This window comes from Microbacterium sp., from assembly GCF_049661145.1.
GTDB lineage: Bacteria > Actinomycetota > Actinomycetes > Actinomycetales > Microbacteriaceae > Microbacterium.
On sequence record NZ_JBASZT010000076.1, the window covers coordinates 1 to 16,194 of the forward strand.

Sequence of the window (16,194 nt, forward strand, 5' to 3'; positions counted from 1 at the left end):
CACAGATTGATCCCGTCGGGGTCACCGACATCGACGCCCAGCCGGCGCAGCGCGACGGCGAGCCGGTCGATGCGGTCCCGGTAGATCAGCCGCGCGGTCCGCACGCGGGCGTGGGGACCGGATGCCGTCAGCAGATCCCACAGCACCGTCTGCAGCAGCCGCGACGTCCACGCGGGCCCCAGCATCCTGCGCGCGACGACGCGCTCCACGATGCGCGCGGGGCCGCCGAGCGCGCCGATGCGCAGGTCGGGGCCGTGCGACTTCGAGAAGCTCCGCACGTGCACGACCTGCTGCGGCAGCCATCGCGCGAGCGTCACCGGCGGCGCGCTGCTGATCAGGGCGGAATGGTCGTCCTCGATGATCGTGACCGCTCGTCCGCTCGGCGCCGTCGTCAGCACCCGCGCGAGCGCGCGCGCCCGCTCCACCGACATCGAGATCCCCGTCGGGTTCTGCGCGCGCGGCTGCAGCAGCATCGCGGCCGGCTTCGTCGAGAGGGCACGAACGAGGGATGCCGACGTCACGCCGTCCCGGTCGAGTTCGACCGGGACGATCTCGGCGCCCAAGGCTTCGACGAGGTCGAAGAAGTGCGGGAAGCCGGGGGATTCGACGATGACGCGATCGCCGAATCGCAGGACCTGTTCGAGCGTGCGGGAGATGCCGTCGAGCGCCCCGTCGACGATCGTCAGGGTCTCGACGCCGGGCGTCGGCCAGCTTTCGCGCAGCACGGCCTCGAGCTCGGCGAGGATGGGCCGGTCGTGGTAGTGTCCGGTGTCGGCCCGCGGAGCGAGGCGCCCGAGGGCCGCGTCGAGGTCGGGGAGCATCGCCGGGTCGGGGGTGCCGAGCGACAGGTCGAGCTGCACGTCGTCGCCCGTCCCGGTCATCCCCACGACGCGGCTGCTCAGCCACTCGCGGCGCTCGCGGCGCACGAACGTCCCCGCCCGCCCCCGCGAGACGAGCACCCCCGCCCCCGACAGGGCGCGCCAGGCGGCCGAGACCGTCCCCGCCGACACGCCGAGCTGCCCCGCGATCTCGCGCACCGTCGGCAGGCGCTCGCCGGGTGCCAGGGTGCCGTCGTCGACGAGGCGTGAGATCTCCGCGGCGATCGCGTGCGGCGAGCGTCCGGTGAGCTCAGCGAGCGTTAACATCCGGTCCCTCCCGTTCTCCAGCCGACTCTTGCTCCCGGAATGTTCAAGGGTGACCGTAACAGGTGGGGCCGAGTCGTTGCGGGGTCGCTGCGCCCGCCGGTCTTCTTGCCGCCGGACGTTCACGCACTGATGCTCTGAGAGCATCAGTGCGTGAACATGATGGCGGGCCTGGTGACGCACATCCCGTGCCCCGGGCGCCGGGATGTGGGCGCACCTGGCCGCTATGCCGTGAGAGGTGGGCGAACTTGGTCGCTATCGGTCGCGGAAGCGACCAGGTCGGCCACAAAACGTGCACGCGTTCCCGCGAGGCGTAACGGTCGCGACACAATCGGTAATCGTCGAGAAATGTTCAAGGGTGACAGTAACAGAAAGCATCCGAGAGCCCGAGGAGTCGACGATGGTGACAGTGCGCGCGGGGATCACGCAGACGACGTGGACCGGGGACAAGGAGTCGATGCTCGACAAGCACGAGCAGTTCGCCCGCGACGCCGCCGCCCAGGGTGCGCAGGTGCTGTGCTTTCAGGAGCTGTTCTACGGCCCGTACTTCGGCATCACGCAGGACAAGAAGTACTACCGCTACGCCGAGCCGGTCGACGGCCACATCGTGCAGCGCTTCGCGGCGGTCGCCAAGGAACTCGGCACCGTCATGGTGCTCCCGATCTACGAAGAGGCGCAGACGGGCGTCTACTACAACACGGCAGTGCTGGTGGATGCCGACGGCTCGATCCTCGGCACGTACCGCAAGAACCACCTGCCCCACGTCGACAAGTTCTGGGAGAAGTTCTACTTCCGTCCCGGCAATCTCGGCTATCCGGTGTTCGAGACCGCCGTCGGCAAGGTGGGGATGTACATCTGTTACGACCGGCACTTTCCGGAGGGATGGCGGGAGCTCGGCCTGAACGGCGCGCACATGGTCTTCAACCCCAACGCGACCAAGCCGGGCCTGTCGAACCGGCTGTGGGAGATCGAGGGACCCGCCGCGGCCGTCGCGAACGGCTACTACGTGCTGCAGCCCAACCGGGTGGGCCTGGAGGACAACGAGTACGGCGACGACGCCGTCTTCTTCTACGGCAACAGCCAGGTGATCGATCCGCGCGGCAACTTCGTCGGCGCGGTCGGGTCGAGCGAGACCGAGGAGGTCCTGGTGCGCGACCTCGACCTCGACCTCGTGCAGCAGATGCGCGACGACTGGCAGTTCTATCGGGACCGCCGGCCGGACACGTACTCGGACATCGTGGCGCCGTGAACCGGAGGAACTCATGACCACTACCCTCATCACCGGCGGGACGGTCGTGAACGCGACCGGCACGGGAGCGGCCGACGTGCTCGTCGACGGCGAGACGATCGTCGCGGTGCTGCAGCCCGGCTCCACGCTGCTGGGGCACGACCTGGCGGCATCCGTCGATGTCGTCGTGGATGCCGCGGGCAAATATGTCATCCCGGGCGGGATCGACGCACACACCCACATGCAGATGCCCTTTGGCGGCACCGAAGCCAGCGACACGTTCGAGACCGGCACGCGTGCCGCCGCGATCGGCGGCACGACGAGCATCGTCGACTTCGTCGTGCAGTATCCCGATCAGAACATCCTCGAGCAGTACCACGCGTGGCACGAGAAGGCCGCCGGTAACTGCGCGATCGACTACGGGTTCCACCAGATCCTCTCCGACGTGCAGGACTCGTCGCTCACGGCGATGGACGAGCTGATCGCCGAGGGCGTCACGAGCTTCAAGCTGTTCATGGCGTACAAGGGCGTCTTCCTCTCGGACGACGGCCAGATCCTGCGCGCGTTCCAGAAGGGCGCCGACAACGGCGCGATGATGATGATGCACGCCGAGAACGGCGCCATCATCGACGTGCTCGTGCAGCAGTCGGTCGCCGCCGGCAAGACGTCGCCGTACTACCACGGCATCACCCGGCCCTGGCAGGCCGAGGAGGAGGCGACCCACCGCGCGATCATGATCGCCGACCTCACCGGCGCGCCGCTGTACGTCGTACACGTCAGCGCCAAGCAGGCGGTCGAGCAGATCGCGGCGGCGCGCGACAAGGGTCTCAACATCTTCGGCGAGACCTGCCCGCAGTACCTCTACCTCTCACTGGAGGACCAGCTCGGCGCCTCCAGCGAGGAGTGGGGCGACTTCGAGGGCGCGAAGTGGGTGTGCTCGACGCCGCTGCGCTCGAAGCAGGAGGGCCACCAGCACCACATGTGGCAGGCGCTGCGGACGAACGATATCCAGATGGTCTCCACCGACCACTGCCCGTTCTGCATGAAGGGCCAGAAGGACATGGGACTCGGCGACTTCTCGAAGATCCCGAACGGCATCGGGTCGGTCGAACACCGCATGGACCTCATGTACCAGGGCGTCGCCACCGGCAAGCTCACGCTGCCGCGCTGGGTCGAGCTGACGAGCACGACCCCGGCGCGCATGTTCGGCATGTACGGCAGGAAGGGGGTCATCCAGCCCGGAGCGGATGCCGACATCGTCGTCTACGACCCGAACGGTCACACCTCCATCGGTCTCGGCAAGACCCACCACATGAACATGGACTACTCCGCGTGGGAGGGCTACGAGATCGACGGGCACGTCGACACCGTCATCTCGCGCGGCGCGGTCGTCGTCGACGAAAGCGGCTATGTCGGCACGAAGGGGCACGGGTCGTACATCAAGCGCGGTCTGAGCCAGTACCTGGTGTGATCGGGGACTGACATGGATTTCGGTGTCGTTCTGCAGACGCATCCGCCGGCGGCGCGGAGCGTGCAGCTCGCGCAGCTCGCCGAGGCGCACGGGTTCAGCCACGTGTGGACGTTCGACTCGCACCTGCTGTGGGAAGAGCCGTACGTCATCCACTCCGCGATGCTGAACGCGACCAAGCGCATCACGGTGGGCCCCTTCGTGACCAACCCGGCGACGCGGGACTGGACGGTCACGGCATCCGTCTTCGCGACGCTCAACGAGCTGTACGGCAACCGCACGATCTGCGGCATCGGCCGTGGCGACTCGGCGGTGCGCGTCACGAACGGCAAGCCCACGACGCTGCGCGAGCTGCGCGAGGCGATCCACGTCATCCGTGAGCTCGCCAACTCGCGGCCCGTCGAGTACAACGGGGCGACGCTGCAGTTCCCGTGGAGCCGCGGCTCGCAGCTCGATGTCTGGGTCGCCGCCTACGGCCCGCTCGCGCTCAAGCTCACCGGAGAGGTCGGCGACGGCTTCATCCTGCAGCTGGCCGACGTCGACATCGCGGAGTGGATGATCAAGGTCGTGCGGGATGCCGCGGCTGCCGCCGGCCGCGATCCGGACGCGATCGCCTTCTGTGTTGCCGCCCCTGTGTACATCGGCGATGACCTCGAGCACATGCGCAACCAGTGCCGCTGGTTCGGCGGAATGGTCGGCAACCACGTCGCCGACATCGTCGCCAAGTACGGCGCGAACGGCGAGGTGCCGCAGGCGCTCACCGACTACATCGCGGGGCGCAAGGGTTACGACTACAACACGCACGGCCAGAGCGACAACGACCACGTCGATTTCGTGCCCGACGAGATCGTGGACCGGTTCTGCGTGCTCGGCTCGGCATCCGACCACATCGCCAAGCTGCAACGGCTGCGCGAGATCGGCGTGACGCAGTTCGCCGGATACCTGCAGCACGACAACAAAGAGGAGACGATGCGGGTCTACGGCGAGACCGTCATCCCTGCGCTGACCGACCGGGCGACGGCCAAGTCATGACGGCCCGGGCGCGTGCGGCGTGGATGTGGGGAGCACTCGGCCTCGTCCTCGTCGCGGCGCTGTGGGAGCTGTACAAGTGGCTCGGCCCCGCCGAGGGCTGGGTCGTCGGCGCCGTCGAGGGGCGCACCGGTTCGGGCCTGCGGCTGCTGCCGCGCGCGAGCGACCGGGCCATGCCGCACCTGTGGGAGATGGTCGCGCGGCTGTTCGAGCCGACCAGCGGCGCGTCGTCGCCGCCGCTGTGGCAGTCCGTCGCGCAGGGCTTCGTCACGACGCTCGGGATCGCCGCCGTGGGGTGGGTGATCGGCGCCGTCGTCGGGCTGCTGCTGGCGTTCGCGATGCAGCGGTGGCGGGTCGTGGAGTGGGGACTCCTGCCCTGGATCGTCGTCTCGCAGACCGTGCCGCTCATCGCGTTCGCACCGATCGTCGCGCGGGTCGGAAACCAGATCGACCGCGCCGTCATGCCGTGGCCGCAGTGGCTGTCGGTCGCCCTCATCGCGTCGTACCTCGCGTTCTTCCCCGTCGCCGTCGGAGCGCTGCGCGGACTGTCGTCGCCCGACGCGATCCACGTCGACCTCATGCGCAGCTACGCCGCCGGGTACCTGCCGACGCTGCTGAAGCTGCGGCTTCCGGCCGCCGTTCCAGCGTTGCTGCCGGCGCTGCGGCTCGCGGCGGCCAACGCCGTCGTCGGAGCGATCGTCGCGGAAGTGTCGATCGGCATGCAGGGCGGGCTCGGCCGGATGATCCTGCAGATGGCGCAGTCCGCCTCGTCCGACCCGGCGCTGCCGTGGGGGCCGATCATCGGTTCCGTGCTGCTCGGCCTCGTCGCCGCAGGGTCCGTCGCCGTACTCGGCGCGGGGCTCGGCCGCTACCGACGGACGGAGGCACGGTCATGAGCGAACTCGCTGTCAGCGCCGCCGGCGTCGACCGGGTGTTCGGCACGCGCACGCGCGTGCAGGCGCTCGCCGGCGTCGACCTCGAGGTGTCGGCGGGGGAGTTCGTCTCGCTCATCGGCCCGTCCGGATGCGGCAAGTCCACCCTCATGCGGCTCATCGCAGACCTCGACCAGCCGACCTCCGGCGACCTGCGCGTCTTCGGCAAGCCGGCCCGGCGGGCGCGCATCGACCAGGACTACGGCATCGCCTTTCAACAGGCGGGACTGCTGCCCTGGCGCACGGTGCTCCAGAACATCGCGCTGCCGCTCGAATTGCACGGGATGCCGGGGCCGCAGCGCACGGCTCGCGCCGCCGAACTTGCTGGCCTCGTCGGGCTGACCGAGTTCGGCGAGCGGCATCCCGACGAGCTGTCCGGCGGCATGCAGCAACGCGTCGCCATCGCGCGGGCGCTCGCGACCGAGCCGCGCCTGCTCCTCATGGACGAGCCGTTCGGCGCGCTCGACGAGATGACCCGGGAACGGATGCAGACCGAGCTCGCCCGCATCGCCGCCGAGACCGCGGCGGCGGTCGTGTTCGTCACGCACTCCATCCCCGAGGCGGTGTACCTGTCGGACCGCGTCGTCGTCATGTCGCCGCGCCCGGGCCGGATCACCGACATCGTCGACATCCCCTTCGGCGCCGAGCGCGCCGAGGCGCTGCGCGAGGCGCCGGAGTTCTTCGAACGCGTCACGGCGGTGCGCGAAGCGCTCCACGGCGCCCCGGTCGAACGGGCCAACGAGCGATGAGCGTCGCGACGACGGGGATGTCCCGCGGGCTGACGGTACGCGGCGAGCGGGTCGCGCGCGTCGCGGCTCCGATTGTCGTCGGCATCCTGCTGCTCGTCGCGTGGCAACTGCTGTCGGGCGTGCAGACCGGACGGCTGCCGCTCGTTCCCGCTCCGGCCGCCGTCTTCGAACAGCTCGTGTCGCGGTGGGACCTGATCCTCGACAACGCGCTCATCACGGGAGGCAACGCGCTCGTCGGCCTGATCGGCGGGGCGATCCTCGCGATCGTGCTCGCCGGCGTCGCCGCGTGGGTGCGCGCCGTCGACGGCATGCTCGCGCCGCTCGTGGTCGGGCTCGCCGTCATCCCCATCGTGGCCCTCGCGCCCGTCCTCTACGCGATGTTCGGGCTGTCGGCCCAGACCGCGCGGCAGATCGTGGCGGGCGTCGCGGCGTTCGTCCCGGTGTTCGTCAACGTGCTCTCTGGCCTGCGGCAAACCAGCGCCGTCCAGCGTGACCTGTTCCGCGCCTCCGCGGCCACCGGCGCACAGACCTTCCGCAAGCTGACCCTCCCGGTCGCCCTGCCTTCGCTGTTGACCGGCCTGCGCCTGGCGAGCGCCCTCGCCGTCATCGCGGCGCTCGTCGCCGAGTACTTCGGGGGACCGGCCAACGGCCTCGGTACCGCGATCGCCAGCTACGCCAAGACCGGCGCATCCGCGCTCGCCTTCGCGAGCGTCCTGGCGGCAATCAGCGTCGGCCTCGTGTTCTTCCTCGTGACCGTGCTGCTGGAGCGGCTCGTGACATGGAGGCGGCCGGGGTGACGCCGGTTTCCGACCCGCCGGCATCCGACCCGCGCGCGCTGACCCCGATCGGCCCCCGACTCAGCCCGACCTGCACCATCCACCCGCACCACCCGTACCCACCCGAAAGGAACACCATGCGACACAGCACCCGTCGCGGCCTCGCGCTCGTCACCACGATGACCGCCGCCGCTCTTGCCCTCTCCGCGTGCTCAGGGGGATCCGAGCCCGCATCGTCCGAGTCCGGGGGCGATGAGGACTTCACGCCGATCACCGACATCTCGCTGCAGCTGCAGTGGCTCCCGCAGGCCCAGTTCGCCGGGTACTACGCCGCGCTCGACCAGGGCTACTTCGAGGACGAGGGCTTCGACAACGTCGAGATCGTGCCCTCAGGCGGCGACATCGTGCCGCAGGACGCCCTCGCCGCCGGCGACGTCGACTTCGCGGTCGCGTGGGTGCCGAAGGTCCTCGGCACGATCGAGTCGGCCGGTGTCGAACTGACCGACATCGCCCAGGTCTTCCAGGCCTCGGGGACCACACAGGTCTCGTGGCCGGCCTCCGGAATCACCTCGGTCGCCGACTTCGAGGGCAAGGCCATCGGCTCGTGGGGGTTCGGCAACGAGTGGGAGATCTTCGCCGCCATGGCCGCCGACGGCCTCGATGCCTCGTCGGTGTCGATCACGACGCAGGGCTTCGACATGACGGCGCTGCTCGACGGCTCGGTCGACGCCGCGCAGGCGATGACCTACAACGAGCTCGCGCTCGTGCTCGAAACGGTCAACCCCGCGACCGGAAACCTCTACACGCTCGACGACCTCAACGTGATCTACTACGAGGACACCGAGGGCGCGATGCTGCAGGACGCGATCTGGGCCGACACCGAGCGCCTCGCCGACGACCCGGCGTACGCCGACGCCGCCGTCCGCTTCCTCAAGGCCGTCATCAAGGGCTGGGTCTACGCGCGCGACAACGTCGAGGAGGCCGCCGACATCTCCTACCAGGCATCGGTCGACGGCAACGGCTACCCGGTCGGGCCCGTGCACCAGCTGTGGCAGATGAACGAGGTCAACAAGCTCATCTGGACCGGTGGCACCTTCGGGCTCATCGACGACGCCGCCTGGAAGAAGACGGTGGACGGCGCGCTGTCGGCCGTCAACGAACAGGGTCTCAACCTGATCACGACCGAGCCTCCGGCATCCGCGTACTCGAACGACTACATCCAGCAGGCGATCGATGAGCTCGCCGACGAGGATCTGACGCTCGATGGGACGTACACTCCCATCGACGTCACTCTCACCGAGGGCGGTCAGTAACACCTTGCCGCCCGAGCGGGGCACGGATCCCGCTCGGGCGGCCTCCCTCCCACACGAGAAGGCACGAGGAGAACCCCATGAGCCTGACCCAGACCACCGACCTCGACGCGCTGACGCGCGAACTCGATCGGGGGCACGTGTTCCACTCGTGGTCGGCGCAGGGGGCGATCTCGCCCTTCGTGCTGGCCGGCGGCAGCGGCACGACCGTGTGGGATCACTCCGGGCGGTCGTGGCTCGACTTCTCGAGTCAGCTCGTGAACGTCAACATCGGGCACCAGCATCCGGCCGTCGTGCAGGCCATCAAGGAGCAGGCCGAGATCCTCACCACGGTCTCGCCGGCGACGGCGAACCTCGCCCGCGGGCGCGCCGCGAGCCTCATCGCGGACCTCGCGCCCGACGGGTTCGAGAAGGTCTTCTTCACCAACGGCGGCGCCGACGCCAACGAGAACGCGATCCGCCTGGCGCGCCTGTACACCGGCCGCGACACCGTGCTGTCGCAGTACCGCTCCTACCACGGCAACACGGGAGCGGCCATCGTCGCGACGGGAGACTGGCGACGGATGCCGAACCAGTACGCGCGCGGGCACGTCCACTTCTTCGGGCCGTATCCGTACCGCAGCGAGTTCTGGTCCGTCTCGCCCGAGCAGGAGTGCGAGCGCGCCCTGCATCACCTGCGCCGGACGATCGAGGCGGAGGGGCCTGGCACGATCGCGGCGATCCTCATCGAGTCGATCCCGGGCACCGCGGGGGTCATCGTGCCGCCGGACGGCTACCTCGCCGGCGTCCGGGCGCTGGCGGACGAGTTCGGCATCGTCCTGATCCTCGACGAGGTCATGGCCGGCTTCGGCCGCACCGGCGAGTGGTTCGCCTTCGAGCGGCACGGCGTCGTGCCCGACCTCATCACGTTCGCGAAGGGCGTGAACTCCGGCTACGTGCCCCTCGGCGGCGTGATCATCTCCGACCCCATCGCGGCGACGTTCGATGACCGCGTCTTTCCCGGCGGGCTCACCTATTCGGGCCACCCGCTCGCGACGGCCGCGGCGGTCGCGACGATCGAGGCGATGCACGCTGAGGGCGTCGTCGAGAACGCGCACACCATCGGCGCCGAGGCGCTCGCCCCCGCGCTCGCCGCGCTGGCCGAGAAGCACGAGGTCATCGGCGAGGTGCGCGGCGAGGGCGTGTTCTGGGCGCTCGAACTCGTCGCCGACCGCGCGACCCGCGAGCCTCTGCCGGCCGCGACGATGGCGCGCCTGAAGACGGAGTTGCTGGAGCGTGGGCTGCTGCCGTTCGTCTCCGACAACCGCATCCACGTCGTGCCGCCGTGCACCGTGACCGCCGACGAGGTCGCGCGGGCCGTGGAGATCTACGACGCGGCGCTGGCTGTCATCGAACCGGTCGGCTGAGGCGGCCCGGGCAGCGCGAGACCACTGCCCACGTGCATTGCTTCCTATAGCCTCGGCGTGTGCGAGTTTCACTCATCGTGAGTAGTGCAGTCTCCGCACGTTCAGCCGTAAATGCTGCTGCGGCGGTCGACATCGATGGCGATGACCGTGAGTTCCGCGTTCTGGACGCTGATGATCACTCTGTAGTCACCGACGCGGAGACGCCAGAGACCTGCTTGCGGATGTGCTTGTCGAACGCGGATGACCGGACGAGATCGAATCCGCTCATCGGGAGAGGCTCGAATCCGGGCTAAGCACCAGCGCCGGAGTTCGCCTCGGCGCGCAGCTCGGCCGGGTCGAACCCGAGTTCGCGGGCCAGCTCGTCCATCGGCCGAGTCTCGACCTCACCACGCCGGATCGCCTCGACTTCAGCATCAAGACCGGCCACATACTCAAGCGCCGAAAGATGCTCTTCGAGCAGGGCGCGGACGTAGAACGACTTGGGCCGACTGGTCGACTCGGCAAGCCGGTTCAGCCGGGCGTTCAGATCCTCCGGCAGCCGAAGCGTCAGCGTGTGAGACATGTAATACACACTGCGCTGTGTCACCGGCTACTGCAACCAGTTCACTCGCTCCCTGCCGTCGCCGCTCGATTCCCCTCCTGCTCGACAACTGACTCATGGACGTATGCCACCGATGGTGGGGCGTGCGCACCTCCCTCATCATCGGGGCGTTCGATGATGACGACTTCATCGAGCTGGGAGCCGATCGGCTGACGCTGCAGCAACTTCGCGGGAGAGAAGACCGGACCCCTGTTGCGGATTCGCCGTGCCTGTGTCGCGGTCAGTGTCGGTGACCAGATTGGTGACCAGAAACCCCCCGCTCGCCACCGAGTGACCTGATAGTCCTTCATCTGGCGCCCGGCGTTACCGACCCGCTTGGGCCCACGAGGGGAGCGTTCCGTCGCGGCGCGCTGCGCGCAGGTCGCCGGAACGGGCGTGCCCTTCGAAGTTCTCGGCGCGCGCAGCGCGTCCGAGCAGCTCGCCGAGTTCGCCGGAAGCCGCGGGGGACGTCACTTCCTGGTAGGTGACCGTCTTGAGGTACTTCCCGACCCAGAGCCCGCCTGTGTACCGCGCAGCCTTACGAGTGGGGAGGACATGGTTGGTGCCGATGACTTTGTCCCCGAAGGACACACAGGTGTTCTCGCCGAGGAACAGGGCGCCGTAGTTGGTCAGCGCGTCGAGCGCTTCGCGCGGGTCCTGCGTCAAGATCTGCACGTGCTCGCTCGCGTACTCATCAGTGATCTGGTAAGCCTCCGCCAGGCTTTCAGCGAGGATCACTTCGCCGTGCTCGCGCCACGCCTGACCCGCGACCTCTCCGGTGGGCAGGCCCGGCAGGAGCCGATCGATCTCCGCAAGCGTGCGTTCTGCGAGGTCCTTCGAGGTGGTCACGAGCACAGCGGGTGAATCCGGTCCGTGCTCGGCCTGGCTGAGCAGGTCAACGGCGGTCAGGAGGGGGTCTGCTGTTTCATCGGCGACGATGAGCACCTCTGTCGGGCCCGCGAACAGGTCGATGCCCACCTCGCCGAAGAGCTGCCGCTTAGCCTCGGCAACGTAGGCGTTGCCCGGCCCTACCAGGATGTCGACTGCTGCGATCGTCTCGGTTCCCAGGGCGAGTGCGGCCACAGCCTGGACACCGCCGAGCAGGTAGATCTCGTCTGCTCCTGCGAGGTGCATGGCGGCGACCGATGCATCCGGGATGACGCCTCGTGCGGCGGGTGTCGCGGCAGCGACCCGTTCGACACCAGCGACCTTCGCAGTCACGATGGTCATGTGTGCCGAGGCGAGCAGCGGGTAGCGGCCACCGGGGACGTAGGCGCCGACGGCGTTGACCGGGATGTTCTTCTGTCCGAGCAGCACGCCCGGCTCAACTTCGGCTTCGAAGTCGGAGAGTGACTCGAGCTGGAGTTGCGCGAATCGCCGCACGTTCTCCTGTGCGGTGCGGATGTCCTCGAGGGTCTGGGCGGGCACGCGGGAGATGGTGGCATCGATCTCCTCGGGCGAGAGCCGGAACGATGCGTGGCTCCACTGATCGAACTTTGCAGAGTACTCACGAACAGCGGTGTCCCCCTGCGTCCGAACATCGGCGATGACATTGGCGACCACGCTGCTCACGTCCGTGGACGTCGAGCCTTCGCGTGTCTTCGGCGTCGCGTGCTTCAAGTGGGTGGCCATGTGATCCTCCTGGTACTCAAACGGTGTTGCATTCTTCTGGCGACGCTACGGAGTTGGTACCAATAAGACAACGGCCAGTATTCTCATGCAATCTATAGTGTTGTGTTATGACACTGACTCAGCTTCAGGCATTCATCGCCGCTGCTCGTGCGGGCACGTTCACAGCTGCGGCAGAGGCGCTGAACATGAGTCAACCCGCTGTGTCAGATCTTGTCCGGCGGCTGGAGGAAGAGCTTCACGCCAAGCTGTTCGTCCGCGGGAGTCGCGCGCTGAGGCTGACATCGGCCGGCGAACAGTTGCTCCCGCATGCGGAGCAATCGGTCACGTCCGCCGAGTTGGGGGAGAAAGCCGTTCGTTCACAACAAGAGTTGGGTGGTGGCACGGCAACGTTCGGTCTCCTCCGCAACGCGGACTACTACTTTCGTGCCGATCTTGCGAAGCGGTTTCGACGCCGGTACCCGAAGGTTCGGGTACGGCTGATCGGTCAGAACAGCGCAGAAACCGCGGGCGATGTGGCGGCTGGGGTCTTGGAAGCCGGCCTTGTAACACTCCCGATCGACGACGACGCAATGGATGTGCTGCCTCTTGCCCGCGATGAGGTCGTCTATGTATCCGCCAACCCCGAGCACACACGCACGCCTCCGACTATCGAGAGCTGTTGCAGCGCCGCTCTGGTGCTGTACGACGCGCACTACGCGACAAGTGACCCAGCCCGTAGGCAGCTTCACGAGCGGGCGCAGATGGCCGGAACGCGACTCGAACCCGTGATCGAGGTGGAGTACCTCGGCACGGCACTCGAACTCGTGTCCGAGGGATTCGGCGACTCGATGCTGTGCCGTGCCGCCACGGCAGCATCGACCATGCCACCCGGGCTGCACACAATCTCTTTCGCGGAGCCGATGTTCGACACGCTGGCGTTCATCAAGAGACGCGGACAGATTCTCTCACCAGCCACCCGAGAGCTTGTCCGGTTGGCATGGCACTCCCTCGTCGAGCATCAAAGCGGCCCCGACGCGACTGCGCAGATCATCGCCGACGAGCTTCGTGTCCGCGCCTTTCTTGGGTGAACGAGCAAGGCGCACACACACTCCGGATCGGAGATGCTCCTCCAGTGTCACCGCGGCGCACATCTCGACCGCCGCGACCTGGGGAGCGACGTGAAATGAGTACTCGTGAAGCGCCTCGACAACGGGCGGCTCCGCGAACCCGCGAGACGCCTCCCGCGTCGGCCTTCGGCACCCGCCGGACGACCCCACGCGACGAGCAGCGGGTTGGCGACGTCGTGCTCTACGACATCACCGCGCAGACCGCGACGAGCCTGTCCGCGATGCTCGTCAAAGCCGCCGCAGCCTGGCCTGCGACGACGGCGGACGAGTTGAGCTGAGCTTGACTCTGCACCCCACGAAAGCCCGAACCTCTTTCGTAACTTTCGTAACTGTGTTAGCGTTGGGCGCCATACCGACACGCTCTGGAGGAGACGATGAGTGCGAACGCCGCGGTGGACGTCGTCCAGCCCGCACCTGGCGAGGCAGACGAGCTGGCGACCGTCCTCAGCTTCCTCGAAGCGCACGAGGCGCGCCATGGCGCTGCGCCCGCATCGGCGTACTTCCTCAGTGGCGTCGGCGCGCATGATCGGGTCGAGCTCACCGAGCAGCTGCACGCGATCTTGAAGCAGGTCGTGGAGGCCCTCAGCCGTGGCCGGTCGATCAGCATCCTCACTCGCGATCAGGAGATCAGCACGCAGCAGGCCGCGGAGATCCTCGGTGTGAGCCGGCCCACCGTCGTCCGGTTGATCGATGAGGGCGAACTGAACGCTCACGTGCCCGGCGCGGTGCGCCGCAAGCTGCGTCTGGCCGACGTGCTTGCCTTCCGGGAAGAGCTTCGCGAGCGCCGCAACAGGTTCATCGTCGACAGCACCGCCGCCTACGCCGACGACGCGGACACCGAGGAGATCGCGGACCTGCTGGAGCAGGCGCGCAACGCTCGTTGAGGATGCGATTCGGCCCAGTCTGACAGACTCGAGGCAGGTACCGCGCCATCCTCGACACCCGGTCGACGGGCGCGTGACGGGATGGGACAATGGTGGCATGGAGCGCATCACCATAGACCCGGGCATCTGCGGGGGAAGGCCGACGATCCGCGGCATGCGCATCCGCGTGCAGGATGTGCTGGAGTTGCTCGCCGCCGGTGTTCCTGAGCCCGAGATCCTCGCGGACTATCCGGATCTGGAGGCCGAAGACCTCCGTGCCTCCATCGCCTATGCCGCTCGCGAGATCTCGCACCCGGTCCTGATCGCTTCCTAACCGTGCGCTTCGTCGTTGACGCGCAACTACCACCATCGCTTGCTGCTGTTCTACGGCGCGAGGGCCACAGTGCCGTCGCAGTGCGAGACATCGGAATGCGTGATTCATCCGACAGCGCCATCTGGCATCACTGCGCCGACTCCGGTCAGGTGATCGTCACGAAGGACGACGACTTCGCCCATCGCGTCAGGTCTACCTCGATAGGTCCATCGGTCGTATGGCTGCGGGTGGGCAACTCGTCGAAACGGGCACTCGAAGCATGGTTCCTCCCACTGCTGCCCGCGATCATAGAACAGCTACAGGCAGGCGAACGTCTCATCGAGGTGCGATAGCCAACGCGCCAGGCGGGTCCACGATCTCGTTATCGTTGGAGCATGTGCATCCGTGCGTCCCGAAGACTGCCGGCTGATCGGTCAGGCTACCGATATTTCGTTCGCGTGATCGGCTGATGCGAAAGTGTGCGTTCCCGAAGCAGGTTTCTTGGCCTCGCGGCGCGGCAGCGCCCCTGAAAGGGCTGACATGTTGGACGTCGTGAGCGGAACAATCACCGACGAGAGCGACGCGGTCGCAGCGCTCGCCGCGACCGGCGACGCGCTCGACGAGTTGATCGCCCGTGCCGGAGCGATGCGCGACCGGGGCCTGGCCGACGCCGGCCGGCCGGCGACCGTGACCTACTCGCGCAAGGTGTTCCTGCCGCTGACGACGCTGTGCCGGGACCGCTGCCACTACTGCGCCTTCGTCGACACCCCCGCCCAGCTGCTGCGGGCCGGAGCGCCGCTGTACCTCGACGACGACCAGATCCTTCGTCTCGCCCGCGCCGGCCGCGAGCAGGGGTGCAAAGAGGCGCTGCTGACCCTCGGCGACCGCCCCGAGACGCGGTGGCCCGAGGCGCGCGCGTGGCTCGACGCGCACGGCTTCGCCTCGACCGTCGACTACGTCGCCCACGCCGCCCGCCTCATCACGGCCGAGACCGGCCTGCTCGCGCATGCCAACCCCGGCGTCATGACACCGGGCGAACTGGCGCTGCTGCGCACCGTCGCGCCGTCGGCCGGCATGATGCTCGAGACGACCTCGCGCGAGCTGTTCACCCGACGCGGCGCGGCGCACTTCGGTTCGCCGGACAAAGATCCCGCCGTGCGGCTGCGCGTGATCGAGGATGCCGGGGCCGCCCGCATCCCGTTCACCACCGGCATCCTGGTCGGCATCGGCGAGAGTCTTCTCGACCGCGCCCGGTCGCTGTTCGCGCTGCGCGACGCGCACCGTCGGCACGGGCACCTGCAGGAGGTCATCGTGCAGAACTTCCGGGCCAAGCCCGGCACCGCGATGGCCGGAACCGCGGATGCCGACCGCGACGAGTACCTCGCCGCCGTCGCGGTCGCCCGGCTCGTGCTCGGTCCCGGCATGCGCATTCAGGCACCGCCGAACCTTTCCGACGCCGACGAACTGGGCCGGCTGCTGGCCGCGGGCGTGGACGACTGGGGCGGCGTCTCACCGCTGACCGCCGATCATGTCAACCCCGAGCGGCCGTGGCCGCACCTCGACCTGCTGGCCGAGGTGACCGCCGCGCACGGGTTCACGCTGCGCGAGCGGCTCACGGCGCATCCGGAGTTCGTGCGCGCCGCCGCCGACTGGATCGACC

Annotated in this window: 18 protein-coding genes; 14 read left to right on the forward strand and 4 right to left on the reverse strand. The window is 68.2% G+C overall.

Annotated features, from left to right (window positions below; translation table 11 throughout):
• Positions 1–1,145 (reverse strand): aminotransferase class I/II-fold pyridoxal phosphate-dependent enzyme (locus WBP48_RS03450; protein WP_424436139.1); only part of this gene is annotated, 1,145 nt, incomplete at its 3' end.
• A 397-nt stretch (positions 1,146–1,542) separates the two neighbouring features.
• Between WBP48_RS03450 and WBP48_RS03455 the strand changes: the two genes are divergently transcribed.
• From WBP48_RS03455 to WBP48_RS03490, 8 genes are all read left to right on the forward strand, one after another.
• Entirely contained in the window at positions 1,543–2,391 is an 849-nt protein-coding gene (locus WBP48_RS03455; RefSeq protein ID WP_424436142.1) for a nitrilase-related carbon-nitrogen hydrolase, read from the forward strand.
• A gap of 13 nt (positions 2,392–2,404) precedes the next feature.
• Positions 2,405–3,841, forward strand: coding sequence for a dihydropyrimidinase (hydA, locus tag WBP48_RS03460; protein WP_424436145.1), 1,437 nt, complete (start codon positions 2,405–2,407; stop codon positions 3,839–3,841).
• A gap of 12 nt (positions 3,842–3,853) precedes the next feature.
• Entirely contained in the window at positions 3,854–4,870 is a 1,017-nt protein-coding gene (locus WBP48_RS03465; protein WP_424436148.1) for a TIGR03842 family LLM class F420-dependent oxidoreductase, read from the forward strand.
• Positions 4,867–5,763 carry an ABC transporter permease gene (locus tag WBP48_RS03470; RefSeq protein ID WP_424436151.1) on the forward strand — a complete coding sequence of 299 codons (897 nt, stop codon included), beginning with the start codon at positions 4,867–4,869 and terminating at the stop codon, positions 5,761–5,763. Before WBP48_RS03465 ends, WBP48_RS03470 begins: the two co-directional genes overlap by 4 nt.
• Positions 5,760–6,548 carry an ABC transporter ATP-binding protein gene (locus WBP48_RS03475; RefSeq protein WP_424436154.1) on the forward strand — a complete coding sequence of 263 codons (789 nt, stop codon included), beginning with the start codon at positions 5,760–5,762 and terminating at the stop codon, positions 6,546–6,548. The genes WBP48_RS03470 and WBP48_RS03475 overlap by 4 nt, the downstream gene beginning before the upstream one ends.
• A complete protein-coding gene (locus WBP48_RS03480; RefSeq protein WP_424436157.1) occupies positions 6,545–7,345 on the forward strand; it encodes an ABC transporter permease in 801 nt (266 codons plus the stop codon). Before WBP48_RS03475 ends, WBP48_RS03480 begins: the two co-directional genes overlap by 4 nt.
• A gap of 116 nt (positions 7,346–7,461) precedes the next feature.
• Positions 7,462–8,637, forward strand: coding sequence for an ABC transporter substrate-binding protein (locus WBP48_RS03485; RefSeq protein ID WP_424436160.1), 1,176 nt, complete (start codon positions 7,462–7,464; stop codon positions 8,635–8,637).
• Between the two features lie 77 nt (positions 8,638–8,714).
• Positions 8,715–10,040 (forward strand): aspartate aminotransferase family protein, encoded by a 1,326-nt coding sequence (locus WBP48_RS03490; protein ID WP_424436163.1) that lies wholly within the window; start codon positions 8,715–8,717, stop codon positions 10,038–10,040.
• A 101-nt stretch (positions 10,041–10,141) separates the two neighbouring features.
• Here WBP48_RS03490 and WBP48_RS03495 read toward each other — a convergent pair whose 3' ends face one another.
• From WBP48_RS03495 to hisD, 3 genes are all read right to left on the reverse strand, one after another.
• Positions 10,142–10,324, reverse strand: a complete 183-nt coding sequence (locus WBP48_RS03495) for a type II toxin-antitoxin system RelE family toxin (protein ID WP_424436187.1) — start codon at positions 10,322–10,324, stop codon at positions 10,142–10,144.
• Positions 10,325–10,329: 5 nt separating this feature from the next.
• Positions 10,330–10,602 carry a type II toxin-antitoxin system RelB family antitoxin gene (relB, locus tag WBP48_RS03500; RefSeq protein ID WP_424436165.1) on the reverse strand — a complete coding sequence of 91 codons (273 nt, stop codon included), beginning with the start codon at positions 10,600–10,602 and terminating at the stop codon, positions 10,330–10,332.
• 342 nt (positions 10,603–10,944) lie between these two features.
• On the reverse strand, positions 10,945–12,252 hold the full coding sequence (gene hisD / locus WBP48_RS03505) for a histidinol dehydrogenase (protein ID WP_424436168.1): 1,308 nt from the start codon (positions 12,250–12,252) through the stop codon (positions 10,945–10,947).
• 107 nt (positions 12,253–12,359) lie between these two features.
• On the opposite strand from hisD, the gene WBP48_RS03510 reads away from it, so the two are divergent.
• The 6 genes from WBP48_RS03510 to cofG all read left to right on the forward strand — a co-directional run.
• Positions 12,360–13,319, forward strand: a complete 960-nt coding sequence (locus WBP48_RS03510; protein ID WP_424436171.1) for a LysR family transcriptional regulator — start codon at positions 12,360–12,362, stop codon at positions 13,317–13,319.
• 95 nt (positions 13,320–13,414) lie between these two features.
• Complete coding sequence (locus WBP48_RS03515) at positions 13,415–13,636, forward strand: hypothetical protein (protein WP_424436174.1); 222 nt, start codon at positions 13,415–13,417, stop codon at positions 13,634–13,636.
• Between the two features lie 96 nt (positions 13,637–13,732).
• Positions 13,733–14,242, forward strand: a complete 510-nt coding sequence (locus WBP48_RS03520; protein ID WP_424436176.1) for an excisionase family DNA-binding protein — start codon at positions 13,733–13,735, stop codon at positions 14,240–14,242.
• 97 nt (positions 14,243–14,339) lie between these two features.
• Positions 14,340–14,555: a DUF433 domain-containing protein gene (locus WBP48_RS03525; RefSeq protein ID WP_424436179.1), complete on the forward strand. Its 216-nt coding sequence runs from the start codon at positions 14,340–14,342 to the stop codon at positions 14,553–14,555.
• Positions 14,556–14,557: 2 nt separating this feature from the next.
• Positions 14,558–14,887, forward strand: a complete 330-nt coding sequence (locus tag WBP48_RS03530; RefSeq protein WP_424436181.1) for a DUF5615 family PIN-like protein — start codon at positions 14,558–14,560, stop codon at positions 14,885–14,887.
• 199 nt (positions 14,888–15,086) lie between these two features.
• A partial coding sequence (cofG, locus tag WBP48_RS03535) for a 7,8-didemethyl-8-hydroxy-5-deazariboflavin synthase CofG (RefSeq protein WP_424436184.1) occupies positions 15,087–16,194 on the forward strand: 1,108 nt, incomplete at its 3' end.